Below are 14,519 nucleotides of genomic sequence, written 5' to 3'. Positions count from 1 at the left end.
GTCCCGGTTCTAGGAATACGCCAATGGGTTATGAACGCAGAGTTGCAATTAAGCGTTTAGGATTACGTAGTAGATCCAGGCTATCCAGAATGTTTAAAGAAACAACGTCAGCGCAGGCCAGTGTCGCTGCTGAAGCACCTTCTCTTTGAATTAATGCAACACCGACAGCAGCTGATTGCAGCATTTTCCTATCGTTCATGCCATTGCCAATTGCGAAAACGTTTTCTGCGCCTAGCGCAGAGATAAATTCAAACTTTGCTTCTGCCTGGTATTCAAGTGGGATAATTTTTAGTTTCACGGGCAGATCGGAAAGCTGGTTTTCTGCAATGCCAAAAGTGTCGGCTGTGATAACGTAAATATCTACATCAAGTGCAAGTGCGGTAAGTGAGTCGCGCACGCCAGGTAACAGCACGCCATCTAATGCGAGAGTCCCGTTATAGTCACATACGACGTGGCTAATCTGTAGGTCTCTAAATCCTGGAATATGTATTTCTATCATGTACTGATTGAACCTAACGTTTGGTTAAGGGGCGGGCTTTAGCCCGTCCCAGTGAGCGAAGCGAACGGTTTGAACCAGCTGTTATGCGCACTACCACGCACAACCGTTACAGCCTTTTTTGAAATTATAGCTTTCTAACTGCTCAAGCCTGTCAAGTGTTCTACGTGTCAGGCAGATGCTGCGACTAGAAGAAACTAGATTATCGTTTTCCTTTCGTGGCTCGTAAAAAGTACAGTCAGCATCTCGAAATTTTACCCATAGCCGCTGCGCGGCTACTAAGTTCTTTCTACTCTCAAGATCAAGAGAATTACTCAACTTTGAGTATTGATCATTTAGCTCTTGATCCGCTTTTCTGTAAAGGGTAGAGAAGCAGCCGGATATTTGTTTATAAGACATATATTCGCCGCACTCTTTCTCTCCTGATCTCAAGTCTTGTGAGTCAGCAAAAGAAAATTGGGTGCAAATTATTGCCAGCATGAAAGCTATTGTTGTGCGCATGCTGATTCCTTGGTGTCATAACGTTTGGTTAAGGGGCGGGCTTTAGCCCGTCCCAGTGAGCGAAGCGAGCGACTTGAACCATTTGTTAGAGGGCATGACGCCGCGACCTCAGCAGGTGGATACAAATTAGCATTGGAATGACTACACCAATAGCGGTGTTTACGCTCATTATGCCGATTGCGCCTGTAATGCTTGTGGTGAAGGGCTGCCCGACTATGTCGATGTATAGGTAGTACCACAAGCTTATTATTGGGTACGCCGTGAAGAACATAACGCCAGCCGCTGGGGCAAAGCAAAGCCAAACGAGCTTGTTCCCGAGCTTATAGTTTGTAACTGCGAGCACAAAATACAGTGTTGTTGCTGAAAGGGCTATTAGCGCTCTGCTTATATATCCTTGATTAAGCCAACTGCCTGATGCCAGTAGCAAGGCAACACACCAGAAGGCTTGGTGGTAAAGCGCTGTCTTTGTGCTTTTGGTGCGGACATCCGATGTCACTAGAATAACCTCTAACGATTAAGCTAACGAGCGGCCAAAAGTTCAGCTTTTGGACGCCCAGCGAACGAAGTGAGCGGTAGTTGAGCGAATTGTTAGAGCCCAACACCTTTGCTTTTGAGCCGGTACTGTTGAGTGAGGCTATGCCATTTTGGGTAAGCAGGGGAGCTAGAACTTAACCATACGCACGCCAATGCCTGACGCACTTTCTGTGAGGTTTTCGCTGGTAGTTCCAGCGCGTCTGCTGCTGAGCCCCCAACCCTTGTAAGTAGATCCTCCAGAGGACCTGCTGCTACATAAGCTAGCTCTGCATCGTTGGCAGCTGCTTCAATCAGCGCTAGGCAGAGCGGGAGACCACACTCTAGGTCGTGCACTGCATCATCGACAGCTTCCCATGCCGAGGAGAGTGTTTTGTCTTTGGTTCGGTAGTGCATGAGATATGCAGAGACTAATTCAGGCAGCGCATCCATTGCTTTGGGCTCTAAGAGGGAAAAAAGGGGGCAGGGAAAAAAGGGGACAGATTTATTTTTAGACCGGTGGCACTGTACCATAAATAAATCTGTCCCCTTTTCCTGTTCGACTCAAGACACCCACTCCAGACGCTCTGGTAGGCTTCCCGACTTGTACGCAACTGCTACCTTTCGTGCAGCCCTGGCAAAGAATACTTCTCTGGTGTCTTTGGTCATGGAAATTGATTCCGTCTGCTTGTCTAGGCGGAGTTCGCCATCCTCGCTAGGGAAAGCTGAGTCGTAAAAACGGAACGTAGCCTCACTATCCGTTTCGCTGAGTTTCTCAATAAGAATGTGGAACGCCATTTGAGGTTTGCCTAACAGTGATTAGATAGTCTTCTTCACTAACACATTAGTAGAGCCGGCGGTATAACTACGCACTGCAGGGTGCAACCATCCATAAGAAAAAAGGGGACAGATTTATTTTTAGACCAGCGGCGCTGTACCATAAATAAATCTGTCCCCTTTTCCTCCTAAGTGAGCGACAGTTGAGCGCATTGTTAGGCGGCGCACCAACATTTTAGTTATTTTCATGGTGAAGTGTCTGTTTTTATTATGTTTAGCATGCCGCCATATAGCATGCCAGCGCACCACGCATTGGTTAGCCCTGTAAGCATGACCGGGGCATAAAAGTCATCTACACCCTCAGCTATTTCTTTAGTAAGACTGGCCAAACGCTTTGTGCCGATACCAGGTATTTCGCCGGAAGTTAAATTCTGTGACCATGCCGCTAGTGCCAGTTCTGCAGTCTGGGCAGTCACCTGCTTTATGTATGTCCCACCGCGGTATTCCCAGATGACCGTGTACGTACTCATAAAGAGCCTAGCTATTAATTAGGCGACATTGCTGTCGCATAACACACCTTGACGATGTCGGATAACGTTCCTTGTCATGCAGCAATGCCTTGATTCGCTTGAATACAAGAAGAAGGAACGCGACTCTGAGTTGACGGAAAACGACAACGCAGCCGATCAGCCAAGGCAACGTAATGGCCAGACGCTACTGGCAGGCTTGAAAACTGTCCAGACGGCGTGTCGAAAAAGTGTCGAGATCACTGCAAGAGAAAGCGGAGAAATGCCGCACTGGACAGCCTGGAAGGCCAGAAAAGCCGGGCTTTGCGGATCACTGCGTGGGGCTGGAAAGGGTTCGATTCCCATCACCCGCTCCAGACAGCCAAGAAAAGCCCCGTCATCACTGACGGGGCTTTCTCGTTTCTGGTGTTTGGCCAACCTGAACTCAAGCACTCAGGCTAGAAGAGATGCCTGCGTTAAGGTCAACCAGAGGACAAATCCCCCCCTTTTCCCGGATGCTCCCTCAACGCACCGACGAAAATCTACCTTCATCCCCCCGTGGTTAGCAGGCAGTAGCTAGACGCCGATGTGCCCTAACTCACGCCCCCAGCGGCGTCGGCCTGAATGAATTACTAGGCCGCCCCGGTCTGTGTACGGCCAACCTTGAACCTACTTTGGGAGAAGGCACTTGGCAGCAATGAACGCTACTGCGCCTGAAAGAGGTACCAGCAAGAGCGTGACTCCAAGCCCACCGAAACGGCAGGCGAGCGCCGGCAGAGTGAAGGCATCGCTACAGGCAATACGTGAGATGAAATCCAGATGGTTCGTGACCCACCACAACGTCAGAAACGAGACCAGCAACCCAATGGCCACTGAGACGGCTGTTCTCATCAAAAGCTTGGAGTCGTTCATGCGGTCTGACGTCCGAGATGCAAGGGAAAAGGGATAGAACTGTTTATAGGCAGCTCAGCCGACAACAAAACTAATCGAAGCCTGCCCCAACGCGACATAGCGATCACCCAGGAAGCAGCTAGATGCTGGTATGCCCGAGCACATCAAGCCAAATGCGGGTGAAGTATTCGAATGGCAACGCTTGCTCAAGGGGCAGGCTTCAGCCCACCCCAGCAAGCGACGCTAGCCACAGCAGCCAGACATGTCTAGCCACCCCGTGTCAAAAATGGCGAAGGGCAAGGAAGATTCCGCACTGATCGCGCAAGGCGTGTGAAGCCTCACGCACGGATGACGGCCAGGGACCTGGAGGATATTCGACGCTGCCAGTCGTCGCTGCTGTTTCGATATGATGGCGGCCGTTACCGCATGCCGAGAAATGGAATTCCCTCATGAACGATCGCCAGTTCCTCACCAGACGCAGCATCCACCTGTGCCGTCTGATCCTGCTGACACTGGCCATCTACAGCGGATGCGAGATGCTCATCGAGCTTTGGCACAACGAGTACTCTGCGGCGCGGAGCAATCTCGCAGCGATGATCCTGCTGCTGTTTTTCTGGTCGCTTGAGCCACTGACCAACAGCCTGCAGAAATCCAGTTCATCACCGGAGCAGCGATAGATTCGCGGAGTACGTCCGAGGCGTTCCTGCCATCTGCCATGTCGCCAAGGCTGCTGAGAAGCGACTGCCCTCCCCATTCATGGGAACTTCTGCCCCCCAGGGCCTACAGAAAACTATGTGTCTTTTTCTGGAGGCCCCTGGCGATGGAGCAATGGAATATCTGGCTGGACCAAGAGTTCTGGCTCAACGTGGCGATCGTCGTGGTTGCCACCGCGCTGATCTACAGCGTGTTGCGTACCCTGGTCAGTACCCTGCACAAACGACTCAAGGCCTGGTCGAAGGGGCAGGACGGCAGCTGGCCAAACTTCCTGGCGGCGGTGATCGGCCGCACCAGCCGCTCGTTGCTGCTGGCCTTTTCCTTGCTGCTGGCGTTGCGCCTACCGGAGCTGCCCGACGGCTGGCAGAGCGCGCTGAGTCATACCTGGTTCGTCGCCCTGGCCCTGCAGGTGGCGCTGTGGGTCGATAGCGGCGTGCGCCTGTGGTCACGCAGTCTGCTGATGAGCAAGAACGGCGGCCACTACAACCCGGTGATGACCACCATCATCAGCATCATGGTCCTGATCGTGGTGTGGTCGGTGATGCTGCTGTCGATCCTGGCCAACCTGGGGGTGGATATCACCGCGCTGGTGGCCAGCCTGGGCGTCGGCGGTATCGCCGTGGCACTGGCAGTGCAGACGGTGCTCAGCGATGTGTTCGCCTCGCTGTCGATCGGCGTCGACAAGCCGTTCGAAATCGGCGATTTCGTGGTCTTCGGCGAGGTAGCCGGGACCATCGAGCACATCGGCCTGAAGACCACGCGCATCCGCTCCCTCAGCGGTGAGCAGGTGGTCTGTGCCAACGCCGATCTGCTGCGCCAGGTGGTGCACAACTACAAACGCATGGACACACGCCGCATCGTCTTCAAGTTCGGTATCAACTACGACACGCCGAGCGACAAGGTCCGCCAGGTGGCCGAGGCGGTCGGCGATATCGTCCGGGCCACGCCCAAGGCCAGGTTCGACCGCGCGCATTTCCTCGGTTTCGACGAAAGCCAGCTGACCTTCGAAGTGGTCTATATCGTCCTGACCTCGGACTACAACCAGTACATGGACATCCAGCAGGAGATCAACCTGCAACTGCTCGATGCCTTGCGCGACCTGGACGTGCGCTTCGCCCTGCCCCGTCGCGACCTGCGCCTGGTGGGCGAACGCACGCCAGTGATCAAGGTCGCCGGCATGCCGCAGCAGGTCGACAACGGTGAAACCCGTGAGGATCAGCGGCTGCCCCGGTTCAGCTAGGCAGTGCGGACAACGGCCCAACTGATGGCGCGGGGTGGGCGCGCCAGTCAAGGGGGCCGCCACGCCTGCCCGAGCCTTCAGCGACGGCGACTGGGCCGCTTCGTAAAATATCAACAACGCCTGCCCGGCAGCACCGACGCGCCCCCTTGATTGCCTGTATTGCCCGCTCTTGGGGCTCATCGTTTGTCGATTTTCTGCCCAGCAGGCTTTTATCTGTTTGACATATTTTACGTTTTTGGCAGACTGCCCGCCCATTGCGGCAAGTGGCCGCGAACCCGCAGCGGCATCTGCCGTGGCGGTTTCGCTCGCCAGCCGTGACACGCCATGAAAACAACAATTCTGTCGGTCCAGGCGGCCTAGCGGGCACTGCCCACGCCGGACGACGGGCGAGCCACTGGTATCCACCCCATGCTGATCTGGTTTGTTGCGATCTACCTGCTGTTCACTGTCGGTGTCGGCTTCTATGCATCCACCCGTGTCAAGAACGCCAAGGACTTTGCTGCCGGCGGCAGGAGCATGTCCTTCCCCCTGGTCGCGGCCATGGTGTTCGCCACCTGGTTCGGCTCCGAAGCCCTGCTGGGCATACCGGCCACCTTCATCGAAGACGGTTTCGCCGGCATCGTCGAAGACCCGTTCGGCTCCTTCGGTTGCCTGATGCTGGTCGGCCTGATCTTCGCCCGCCCGCTGTACCGCATGAACCTGCTGACCATCGGCGACTTCTTTCGCAAGCGCTACGGCCCGCACGTGGAGATCTTCACCAGCCTGGTGATCATCGGCTCGTACCTGGGCTGGGTGGCGGCGCAGCTGACCGCCCTCGGCGTGGTGTTCAACGTGCTTTCCGACGGGTCCATCAGCACCACGCAGGGGATGCTGATCGGCACCGGCATCGTGCTGCTCTACACCCTGTTCGGTGGCATGTGGTCGGTGGCGCTGACCGACTTCATGCAGATGATCATCATCGTCCTGGGGCTGGTCTACCTGACCTGGCTGATCGGCGACATGGCCGGTGGCGCCGATGTGGTGATCAGCCACGCAGCGGCCGAAGGCAAGTTCACCTTCATGCATGCCTTCGAGCCACGGGATATCGTTGCCTTCATCGCGGCAGCGGTGACGCTCATGCTCGGCTCGATCCCGCAGCAGGACGTGTACGCCCGCGTCATGTCGGCCAGGACCGAGAACATCGCCGCCCGCGCCTCCATGGCCGGCGCGGTGTTCTACCTGTCGTTCTGCATGCTGCCGATCTTCCTCACCTACGCCGCTTCGCTGATCGACCCGGCGATGGTGCAGCGCTGGCTGGCCGAGGATGCGCAGATGATCCTGCCGCACCTGATCATGGAGCGCACGCCGCTGTTCGCTCAGGTGATGTTCTTCGGTGCCCTGCTGTCGGCGATCATGTCCACCGCCTCGGGTACCCTGCTGGCGCCGTCGGTGACCTTCACCGAGAACATCCTGAAGAACTTCGTGCCGGCCATGAGCGACCGCCAGTTCCTGCTGGCCATGCGTATCAGCGTGGTGGCCATGACCATCGCCACCTCGGTGTTCGCCCTGCACTCCACGGCGAGCATCTACGAGATGGTCGGCAATGCCTACAAGGTGACCCTGGTGGCCGCGGTGGTGCCGCTGTTCGCCGGCCTGTTCTGGAAGCGTGCGACGACCCAGGGCGCACTGTTCGCCATCGGCCTGGGCCTGGCGAGCTGGATCATCCTGGAACTGACCTATCAGGAAACCGACTTCTGGCCGCCGCAACTGGCGGGTCTGCTGCTCAGCCTGCTGGGGATGGTGGTGGGCTCGCTGATACCGCAGTTCAGCCGTGATCGCGGCGAGAGCGTGCAAGGCATCACAGCGGCAGCCTCGAGCAACGCCTGAAGAACGCAGGGCCCCTCACTGTATGAAAGGGCCCTTTTCCACTACATAAGCCATTGAAAAACATCGCTTTTCATCTTCACACGAGACATGTCGGCGGCTAATCTGCCGCCCCATGATTCGACGCCTACTCCCCCTGCTCTGCTGTTTCGCCAGCCTCTCCCTCCACGCCGCACCTGCCACCTTTGCCGAGGCCAAGCGCCTGGCCTGGCCGCTGTACGCCAAGCAGTCGACCGAGTTCTATTGCGGCTGCAAATACAGTGGCAATCGCGTGGACCTGCATTCCTGCGGCTACACGCCGCGCAAGAACGCCAATCGCGCTCGGCGTATCGAGTGGGAACACATCGTCCCGGCCTGGGTAATCGGCCATCAGCGCCAATGCTGGCAGAAAGGTGGGCGCAAGAACTGCGCCGCCAATGATACCCAGTTCCGCAAGGCCGAGGCCGACCTGCACAACCTGGTGCCGAGCATCGGAGAGGTGAACGGCGACCGCAGCAACTACAGCTTCGCCTGGCTGCCGCAGAAACCGCACCAGTATGGCCGCTGCCAGACGGTGGTGGACTTCAAGGCGCGCAAGGTGATGCCACGTCCGGCGATTCGCGGAATGATCGCACGCACCTACTTCTACATGGCCGACCGCTACAAGCTGCGGCTGTCAAAGCAGGATCGACAGCTCTACCAGGCGTGGAACAAGGCCTACCCGGTAGAACCCTGGGAGCGCCAGCGCAATCAGCGGGTGGCGTGTGTCATGGGTTGGGGCAATTCCCATGTGAGCCAAGTGGACATGAGCCGCTGCGCGCGCAAGCGTATCTAGTTCCTGGGGTAAGCGCGCCTCCTGGAGGTCGCGGCTGAAGCACTCCCACGCATCTACGCCTCGGTAGCCCAGGTGCACCCCAGGGGCACCGCCTGGCGTCGCTTCCCGGATTACATCCGGGCCAGGGTCTACTCCGCCAAGCGCTGCAACTCGCGCCGCACCATGCTGGCGAACTCCGGGGGACTAAGCTGGTACAGCTCCTGCGCTACCCAGGACAGCCAGTGCCCCTGCAGTTCGGCCTTGCGCGCCAGCAGGCGCCGAGCCTCGGCTGCAGCACGGGCCTGATGCTCACGGTGGTAGTCAGCGCGGCCTGGTTTTTCTGTCATCACTCTGTTGTCCTTTTCCTCAGCACGGGTGGAGCAGGCATAATCGCCGCCTGTTCGCCCATTTCGACCTTCATCAATGCGCATCCACGTCAGCTTCATCGACCGCGTCGGCATCACCCAGGAAGTCCTGGCGCTGCTTGGCGGGCGCAATCTGAACCTCGATGCGGTGGAAATGGTACCGCCGAACGTCTACATCGACGCGCCGACGCTGAGCGCCGAGGTGCTGCAGGAACTGCAGGGCGCCCTGTTGCAGGTGCATGGCGTGCGCAGCGTGGAAGTGGTGGACATCCTTCCGGGACAGCGCCGCCGCCTGCAGCTGGACGCCCTGCTCGCCGCCATGCCCGACCCGGTGCTGGCAGTGGACGATCGCGCCACCGTGCTACTGGCCAACCCGGCACTGGTCGACCTGTGCGGGCGCGCCCCCGAGGGGCAGAGCATCGCCTCATTGTTCAGTGACGAGGCGCTGCAGCAATCGCTGCTCGGCGCCGGCTTCCACCAGCCGCTGCGCGAGGTGCACTTCGCCGGCCAGCCCCTGCTGCTCGATGCCCAACCGATCACCGAGGATGGCCGTCTCACTGGTGGCCTGCTCACCCTCTATGCTCCCAGCCGCATGGGTGAACGCCTGGCGGCCCTGCATCACGACCACGCGGAAGGGTTCGATTCGCTGCTCGGTGAATCGGCGCCGATCCGTGCGCTCAAGGCCCGCGCCCTGCGTGTCGCCTCGCTCGACGCGCCGCTGCTGATCCACGGCGAAACCGGCACCGGCAAGGAGCTGGTGGCGCGCGCCTGCCACACCGTCAGCGTGCGTCGCAGTGCGCCCTTCCTGGCACTGAACTGCGCCGCCCTGCCGGAGAACCTGGCCGAGAGCGAGCTGTTCGGCTATGCCCCCGGCGCCTTCACGGGCGCCCAGCGCGGCGGCAAGCCGGGGCTGCTGGAGCTGGCCAACCAGGGCACGGTGTTCCTCGATGAGATCGGCGAAATGTCGCCCTACCTGCAAGCCAAGCTGCTGCGCTTCCTCAGTGACGGCAGTTTCCGCCGCGTCGGTGGCGATCGCGAAGTGAAAGTGGACGTGCGCATCCTCAGCGCCACCCATCGCGACCTGGAGCAGATGGTCACCGAGGGCAGCTTCCGCGAAGACCTGTTCTACCGCCTCAACGTGCTCAACCTAGAAGTGCCGCCGCTACGCGAGCGGGGCCAGGACATCCTGCTGCTGGCCCAGCACTTCATGGCCCAGGCCTGCGCGCAGATCCAGCGCCTGCCCTGCCGCCTGGCGCCGGCCACCTTCGCCGCGCTGCTGGCCGGGCGCTGGCCGGGCAACGTGCGCCAGTTGCAGAACGTGATCTTCCGCGCGGCGGCCATCTGCGACAGCAACTGGGTGGAGATGGACGACCTGGATATCGCCGGCACCGAAGTGGCGCCCAGGGTCGACGGGGAAGTCGGCAGCCTGGAACAGGCGATGGACGACTACGAACGCGCGCTGCTGGAGAAACTCTACGCCAGCCATCCCTCCAGTCGGCAACTGGCTGCACGCCTGGGCACCTCGCACACCGCCATCGCCAAGCGCCTGCGCAAGTACGGCATACCCGGCAAGCACTGAGCCCACGCCCGGCAAGCGCAGCGCCCCGCTGGGCGAACCAGCCGCCAGCCTCGAACACGATCTTCCGCTGGATCATGCGGCGCACGGCAGTTGCGCTGCCTGGCCGCGCGCCGACTGGCGCCGCTGACCCAGCCTGAAACCGCCCGAGTGCGGTCAGCTGGCCGGTGCCTTGATCACCCCGCAGGCAACGCGTGCACCGCCACCGCCCAGCGGCTGCGGGTGGTCCGCGTGGTTGTCGGAGCCGGCGTGGATCATCAGTGCATGATCGCGCAATGCCTCCAGATGCTCGAGCCGTGGTGCCAGCACCGGCTGGCTGGCACTGCCATCCGCCCCGACGTAGAGAGCAGGCAGGTCGCCGAGGTGAGCGTCATCTTCCCAGGGGAAGCCATGGCGCCCGGCCTCGTTCGGGTCCCAGTGACCGCCTGCGGCTCCGGCCGGTGTCAGCTTGCCGTCCGCCTCCACCGCGTCGCAGCTGGCCTTGGCATGTACATGGAAACCATGGATGCCCGGCTCCAGGCCCTTGAGGTTCGGGGTGAAGACCAGGCCGTGAGCGGACTCGCTGATGGTCACGGTACCCACCGCCGCACCCGGTCCCTTCTCGGTCGCCTGTTGCATGGTCACGGTGATGGTCTCGCTGGCCTGTACGGAGGCGGCACCGAGCAGTGCGAAGGCCAGGGGAATCAAAGGTTTCATGAGAGTTCGAGCTCCTTGTCGATTAACGGTCTGCATAGGGACCTGCCGAGGTGATCAGCGGTTCCGGACAAGCAGCGTATCGAAATCATTCCACTGTAACGAATACGCAACAAACAGGCAGAAGCCGCAGTGCGCCTGGCGCGACGCAAACTTTTCCATTTACGACGCGACAATCCGTATCGATAACGTTCCAGAACAACCTAGACCATTTTGCACAAAGCACCAGAAAACAATTTAAGCCTTTGATTTTATTGATATTTTTAATACTGGCACTGGCATTGCTAACACTCCATCACCTGCCCGCCACCTAGAAGCGGACACCTTTACCCTTTGAGGAGTTGACATGAGCGAGTTGCGTTTCACCGCCGATCACGAATGGCTGCGTCTGGACAACGATGGTCTGGTAACCGTCGGCATCACCCATTACGCCCAGGATGCGCTCGGCGATGTGGTCTATGTGCAACTGCCGGAAGCCAAGTCCTACGCCCAGGGCGAGGAAGTGGCGGTACTGGAGTCGGTCAAGGCTGCCAGCAACATCGTCATGCCGCTGGACGGCGAGATCGTCGAACTCAACGGCGACCTGGAAGGCAGCCCCGAGCTGGTCAACGAATCGCCCCTGGACAAGGCCTGGTTCTTCCGTATGCGCCTGGCCGACAACGCCGTTCTCGCCGACCTCCTCGACCAGGCCGGCTATGATCGTCTGTTGAATGCCAACGCCGACGCCTGAGTGACCGCCATGACCAAGCTCGATACCCAGAACGAATTCATCGCCCGCCACATCGGCCCGCGCGATGCCGATACGGCTGCCATGCTGCAGCTGCTCGGCTATGACTCGGTCGACGCGCTGACCGACAGCGTGATCCCCGAGAGCATCAAGGGCACCAGCATCCTCGGCGAACAGCCGGGCCTGTCGGAAGCCGACGCCCTGGCCAAGATCAAGGCCATCGCCGCACGCAACCAGCAGTTCAAGAACTTCATCGGCCAGGGCTACTACGGCACCCATACGCCGAGCCCGATCCTGCGCAACCTGCTGGAAAACCCGGCCTGGTACACCGCCTACACCCCGTACCAGCCGGAGATTTCCCAGGGCCGCCTGGAAGCGCTGCTGAACTTCCAGACCCTGATCAGCGACCTCACCGGCATGCAGATCGCCAACGCGTCCCTGCTGGATGAGGCCACCGCAGCCGCCGAGGCCATGACCTTCTGCAAACGTCTGTCGAAGAACAAGGCCAGCAACACCTTCTTCGCCTCCCAGCACTGCCACCCGCAGACCCTCGACGTGCTGCGCACCCGTGCCGAGCCGCTGGGTATCGAAGTGGAAGTCGGCGACGAAGCCGCCATCAGCGATGCCAGCGCCTACTTCGGCGCGCTGCTGCAGTACCCGGCCAGCAACGGTGACATCTTCGACTACCGCGCCCTGGTCGAGCGCTTCCACGCCGCCGGCGCCCTGGTGGCCGTGGCCGCCGACCTGCTGGCTCTGACCCTGCTCACCCCGCCGGGCGAGTTCGGTGCCGACGTCGCCCTGGGCAGCGCCCAGCGCTTCGGTGTCCCGCTGGGCTTCGGTGGCCCGCACGCCGCCTACTTCGCCACCCGCGATGCATTCAAGCGTGACATGCCGGGCCGCCTGGTCGGCATGTCGGTCGATCGCTTCGGCAAGCCGGCCCTGCGCCTGGCCATGCAGACCCGCGAGCAGCACATCCGCCGCGAGAAGGCCACCAGCAACATCTGTACTGCCCAGGTGCTGCTGGCCAACATCGCCAGCATGTACGCCGTGTACCACGGCCCGAAAGGCCTGACCGAGATCGCCCAGCGCGTTCACAGCTTCACTGCCATCCTCGCCCTGGGCCTGACCAAGCTGGGCCACAGCGTCGAGCAGCAGCACTTCTTCGACACCCTGAGCATCAAGACCGGCGCCAAGACCGCCGAGCTGCATGCCAAGGCCCGTGCTGCGGGCATCAACCTGCGCGAGATCGACGCCGAGCGCCTGGGTCTGTCGCTGGACGAAACCACCGACCAGGCCGCCGTCGAGGCGCTGCTGGCGCTGTTCGCCGGTGAGCAGGCCGCCCCTGCCGTCAGCGACCTGGCCGCACAGATCGCCAGCCGCCTGCCGGAAGGCCTGCTGCGCCAGTCGGCGATCCTTGCCCACGAGGTGTTCAACCGCTACCACAGCGAAACCGAGCTGATGCGCTACCTGCGCAAGCTGGCCGACAAGGACCTGGCGCTGGACCGCAGCATGATCCCGCTGGGCTCCTGCACCATGAAGCTCAACGCCGCCAGCGAGATGATCCCGGTGACCTGGCCGGAGTTCGGCAATCTGCACCCCTTCGCCCCGGTCGAGCAGGCAGCCGGTTACAGCCAGCTGACCAGCGAACTGGAAGCCATGCTCTGCGCTGCCACCGGCTACGATGCCGTGTCGCTGCAACCCAACGCGGGTTCCCAGGGTGAGTACGCCGGCCTGCTGGCCATCCGTGCCTATCACCTGAGCCGTGGCGACGATCAGCGCGATATCTGCCTGATCCCGCAATCGGCCCACGGCACCAACCCGGCAACCGCCTCCATGGCCGGCATGCGCGTGGTGGTGACGGCCTGCGACGCACGCGGCAACGTCGACATCGCTGACCTCAAGGCCAAGGCCGAAGAGCACAAGGATCGTCTCGCCGCGATCATGATCACCTACCCGTCCACCCACGGTGTGTTCGAGGAAGGCATCCGCGAGATCTGCCAGATCATTCATGACAACGGCGGCCAGGTGTACATCGACGGCGCCAACATGAACGCCATGGTCGGCCTCTGCGCCCCGGGCCAGTTCGGCGGCGACGTCTCGCACCTGAACCTGCACAAGACCTTCTGCATCCCGCACGGCGGCGGCGGTCCGGGCGTCGGCCCGATCGGCGTCAAGTCGCACCTCGCTCCCTTCCTGCCCGGCCACGCCAACATGGCCCGCAAGGAAGGTGCGGTCAGCGCCGCGCCGTTCGGCAGCGCCAGCATCCTGCCGATCACCTGGATGTACATCACCATGATGGGCGGCAATGGCCTCAAGCGTGCCTCGCAGATGGCGATCCTCAACGCCAACTACATCGCCCGTCGCCTGGAAGAGCACTACCCGGTGCTGTACTCCGGTGAAGGCGGCCTGGTGGCGCACGAGTGCATCCTCGACATCCGTCCGCTCAAGGACACCAGCGGCATCACCGTCGACGACGTGGCCAAGCGCCTGATCGACTTCGGCTTCCATGCCCCGACCATGTCCTTCCCGGTAGCCGGCACCCTGATGATCGAGCCGACCGAGAGCGAGTCCAAGGAAGAGCTGGATCGCTTCTGTGACGCCATGATCGCCATCCGCGAGGAAATCCGCGCGGTCGAGCAAGGCCGCCTGGACAAGGACGACAACCCACTGAAGAACGCCCCGCACACGGCTCTGGAGCTGGTCGGCGACTGGCACCACGCCTACAGCCGCGAGCAGGCCGTGTACCCGCTGGCGAGCCTGATCGAGGCCAAGTACTGGCCGCCGGTCGGCCGCGTGGACAACGTCTACGGCGACCGCAACTTGGTCTGCGCCTGCCCGTCCATCGAGGCGTACCAGGACGCGTAATG

At 60.5% G+C, this 14,519-nt stretch carries 12 protein-coding genes; 7 read left to right on the top strand and 5 right to left on the bottom strand.

Annotated elements, in window-relative coordinates; genetic code table 11:
- Nucleotides 1–28 precede the first annotated feature (28 nt).
- From FIV02_RS06870 to FIV02_RS25185, 3 genes are all read right to left on the bottom strand, one after another.
- Complete coding sequence (locus FIV02_RS06870; protein WP_152488192.1) at nt 29–499, bottom strand: HAD family hydrolase; 471 nt, start codon at nt 497–499, stop codon at nt 29–31.
- A gap of 90 nt (nt 500–589) precedes the next feature.
- Nucleotides 590–997, bottom strand: a complete 408-nt coding sequence (locus FIV02_RS06865) for a lysozyme inhibitor LprI family protein (protein WP_152488191.1) — start codon at nt 995–997, stop codon at nt 590–592.
- 588 nt (nt 998–1,585) lie between these two features.
- Nucleotides 1,586–1,924, bottom strand: coding sequence for a DUF6869 domain-containing protein (locus FIV02_RS25185; protein WP_371923272.1), 339 nt, complete (start codon nt 1,922–1,924; stop codon nt 1,586–1,588).
- A gap of 2,206 nt (nt 1,925–4,130) precedes the next feature.
- Here FIV02_RS25185 and FIV02_RS06860 point away from each other — a divergent pair.
- The 4 genes from FIV02_RS06860 to FIV02_RS06845 all read left to right on the top strand — a co-directional run bounded on the left by FIV02_RS06860 (nt 4,131) and on the right by FIV02_RS06845 (nt 8,312).
- Nucleotides 4,131–4,358 carry a hypothetical protein gene (locus tag FIV02_RS06860; protein ID WP_152488190.1) on the top strand — a complete coding sequence of 76 codons (228 nt, stop codon included), beginning with the start codon at nt 4,131–4,133 and terminating at the stop codon, nt 4,356–4,358.
- Between the two features lie 143 nt (nt 4,359–4,501).
- Nucleotides 4,502–5,635, top strand: a complete 1,134-nt coding sequence (locus FIV02_RS06855) for a mechanosensitive ion channel family protein (RefSeq protein WP_152488189.1) — start codon at nt 4,502–4,504, stop codon at nt 5,633–5,635.
- Between the two features lie 408 nt (nt 5,636–6,043).
- Nucleotides 6,044–7,501 carry a sodium:solute symporter family protein gene (locus FIV02_RS06850; RefSeq protein WP_152488188.1) on the top strand — a complete coding sequence of 486 codons (1,458 nt, stop codon included), beginning with the start codon at nt 6,044–6,046 and terminating at the stop codon, nt 7,499–7,501.
- Between the two features lie 112 nt (nt 7,502–7,613).
- Nucleotides 7,614–8,312, top strand: a complete 699-nt coding sequence (locus tag FIV02_RS06845) for an endonuclease (RefSeq protein WP_152488187.1) — start codon at nt 7,614–7,616, stop codon at nt 8,310–8,312.
- A 128-nt stretch (nt 8,313–8,440) separates the two neighbouring features.
- Here FIV02_RS06845 and FIV02_RS06840 read toward each other — a convergent pair whose 3' ends face one another.
- Nucleotides 8,441–8,638: a hypothetical protein gene (locus tag FIV02_RS06840; RefSeq protein ID WP_152488186.1), complete on the bottom strand. Its 198-nt coding sequence runs from the start codon at nt 8,636–8,638 to the stop codon at nt 8,441–8,443.
- A gap of 76 nt (nt 8,639–8,714) precedes the next feature.
- Between FIV02_RS06840 and FIV02_RS06835 the strand changes: the two genes are divergently transcribed.
- A complete protein-coding gene (locus FIV02_RS06835; RefSeq protein WP_152488185.1) occupies nt 8,715–10,235 on the top strand; it encodes a sigma-54-dependent transcriptional regulator in 1,521 nt (506 codons plus the stop codon).
- Between the two features lie 153 nt (nt 10,236–10,388).
- On the opposite strand, the gene sodC is transcribed toward FIV02_RS06835, so the two are convergent.
- On the bottom strand, nt 10,389–10,928 hold the full coding sequence (sodC, locus tag FIV02_RS06830) for a superoxide dismutase family protein (protein WP_037055370.1): 540 nt from the start codon (nt 10,926–10,928) through the stop codon (nt 10,389–10,391).
- Nucleotides 10,929–11,271: 343 nt separating this feature from the next.
- Here sodC and gcvH point away from each other — a divergent pair, with 343 nt between their 5' ends.
- The gene (gene gcvH, locus FIV02_RS06825; RefSeq protein ID WP_037055368.1) at nt 11,272–11,655 is read left to right on the top strand and encodes a glycine cleavage system protein GcvH; all 384 of its coding nucleotides are present in this window, start codon (nt 11,272–11,274) and stop codon (nt 11,653–11,655) included.
- 9 nt (nt 11,656–11,664) lie between these two features.
- Nucleotides 11,665–14,517 (top strand): aminomethyl-transferring glycine dehydrogenase, encoded by a 2,853-nt coding sequence (gene gcvP, locus FIV02_RS06820; RefSeq protein WP_152488184.1) that lies wholly within the window; start codon nt 11,665–11,667, stop codon nt 14,515–14,517.
- Nucleotides 14,518–14,519 lie beyond the last annotated feature (2 nt).

The organism is Pseudomonas sp. THAF187a (assembly GCF_009363395.1).
GTDB classification, from domain to species: domain Bacteria; phylum Pseudomonadota; class Gammaproteobacteria; order Pseudomonadales; family Pseudomonadaceae; genus Aquipseudomonas; species Aquipseudomonas khazarica.
This window is presented reverse-complemented; position numbering and strand designations above follow the sequence as displayed.

What these genes read in the sequence shown, in the direction of transcription:
- gcvH (WP_037055368.1), top strand. Translation starts at nt 11,272, where the DNA reads ATGAGCGAGTTGCGTTTCACCGCCGATCACGAATGGCTGCGTCTGGAC.
- FIV02_RS06840 (WP_152488186.1), bottom strand. Translation starts at nt 8,638, where the DNA reads ATGACAGAAAAACCAGGCCGCGCTGACTACCACCGTGAGCATCAGGCC.
- sodC (WP_037055370.1), bottom strand. Translation starts at nt 10,928, where the DNA reads ATGAAACCTTTGATTCCCCTGGCCTTCGCACTGCTCGGTGCCGCCTCC.
- gcvP (WP_152488184.1), top strand. Translation starts at nt 11,665, where the DNA reads ATGACCAAGCTCGATACCCAGAACGAATTCATCGCCCGCCACATCGGC.
- FIV02_RS06845 (WP_152488187.1), top strand. Translation starts at nt 7,614, where the DNA reads ATGATTCGACGCCTACTCCCCCTGCTCTGCTGTTTCGCCAGCCTCTCC.
- FIV02_RS06870 (WP_152488192.1), bottom strand. Translation starts at nt 499, where the DNA reads ATGATAGAAATACATATTCCAGGATTTAGAGACCTACAGATTAGCCAC.
- FIV02_RS06835 (WP_152488185.1), top strand. Translation starts at nt 8,715, where the DNA reads ATGCGCATCCACGTCAGCTTCATCGACCGCGTCGGCATCACCCAGGAA.
- FIV02_RS06850 (WP_152488188.1), top strand. Translation starts at nt 6,044, where the DNA reads ATGCTGATCTGGTTTGTTGCGATCTACCTGCTGTTCACTGTCGGTGTC.
- FIV02_RS06860 (WP_152488190.1), top strand. Translation starts at nt 4,131, where the DNA reads ATGAACGATCGCCAGTTCCTCACCAGACGCAGCATCCACCTGTGCCGT.
- FIV02_RS06865 (WP_152488191.1), bottom strand. Translation starts at nt 997, where the DNA reads ATGCGCACAACAATAGCTTTCATGCTGGCAATAATTTGCACCCAATTT.
- FIV02_RS06855 (WP_152488189.1), top strand. Translation starts at nt 4,502, where the DNA reads ATGGAGCAATGGAATATCTGGCTGGACCAAGAGTTCTGGCTCAACGTG.
- FIV02_RS25185 (WP_371923272.1), bottom strand. Translation starts at nt 1,924, where the DNA reads ATGCACTACCGAACCAAAGACAAAACACTCTCCTCGGCATGGGAAGCT.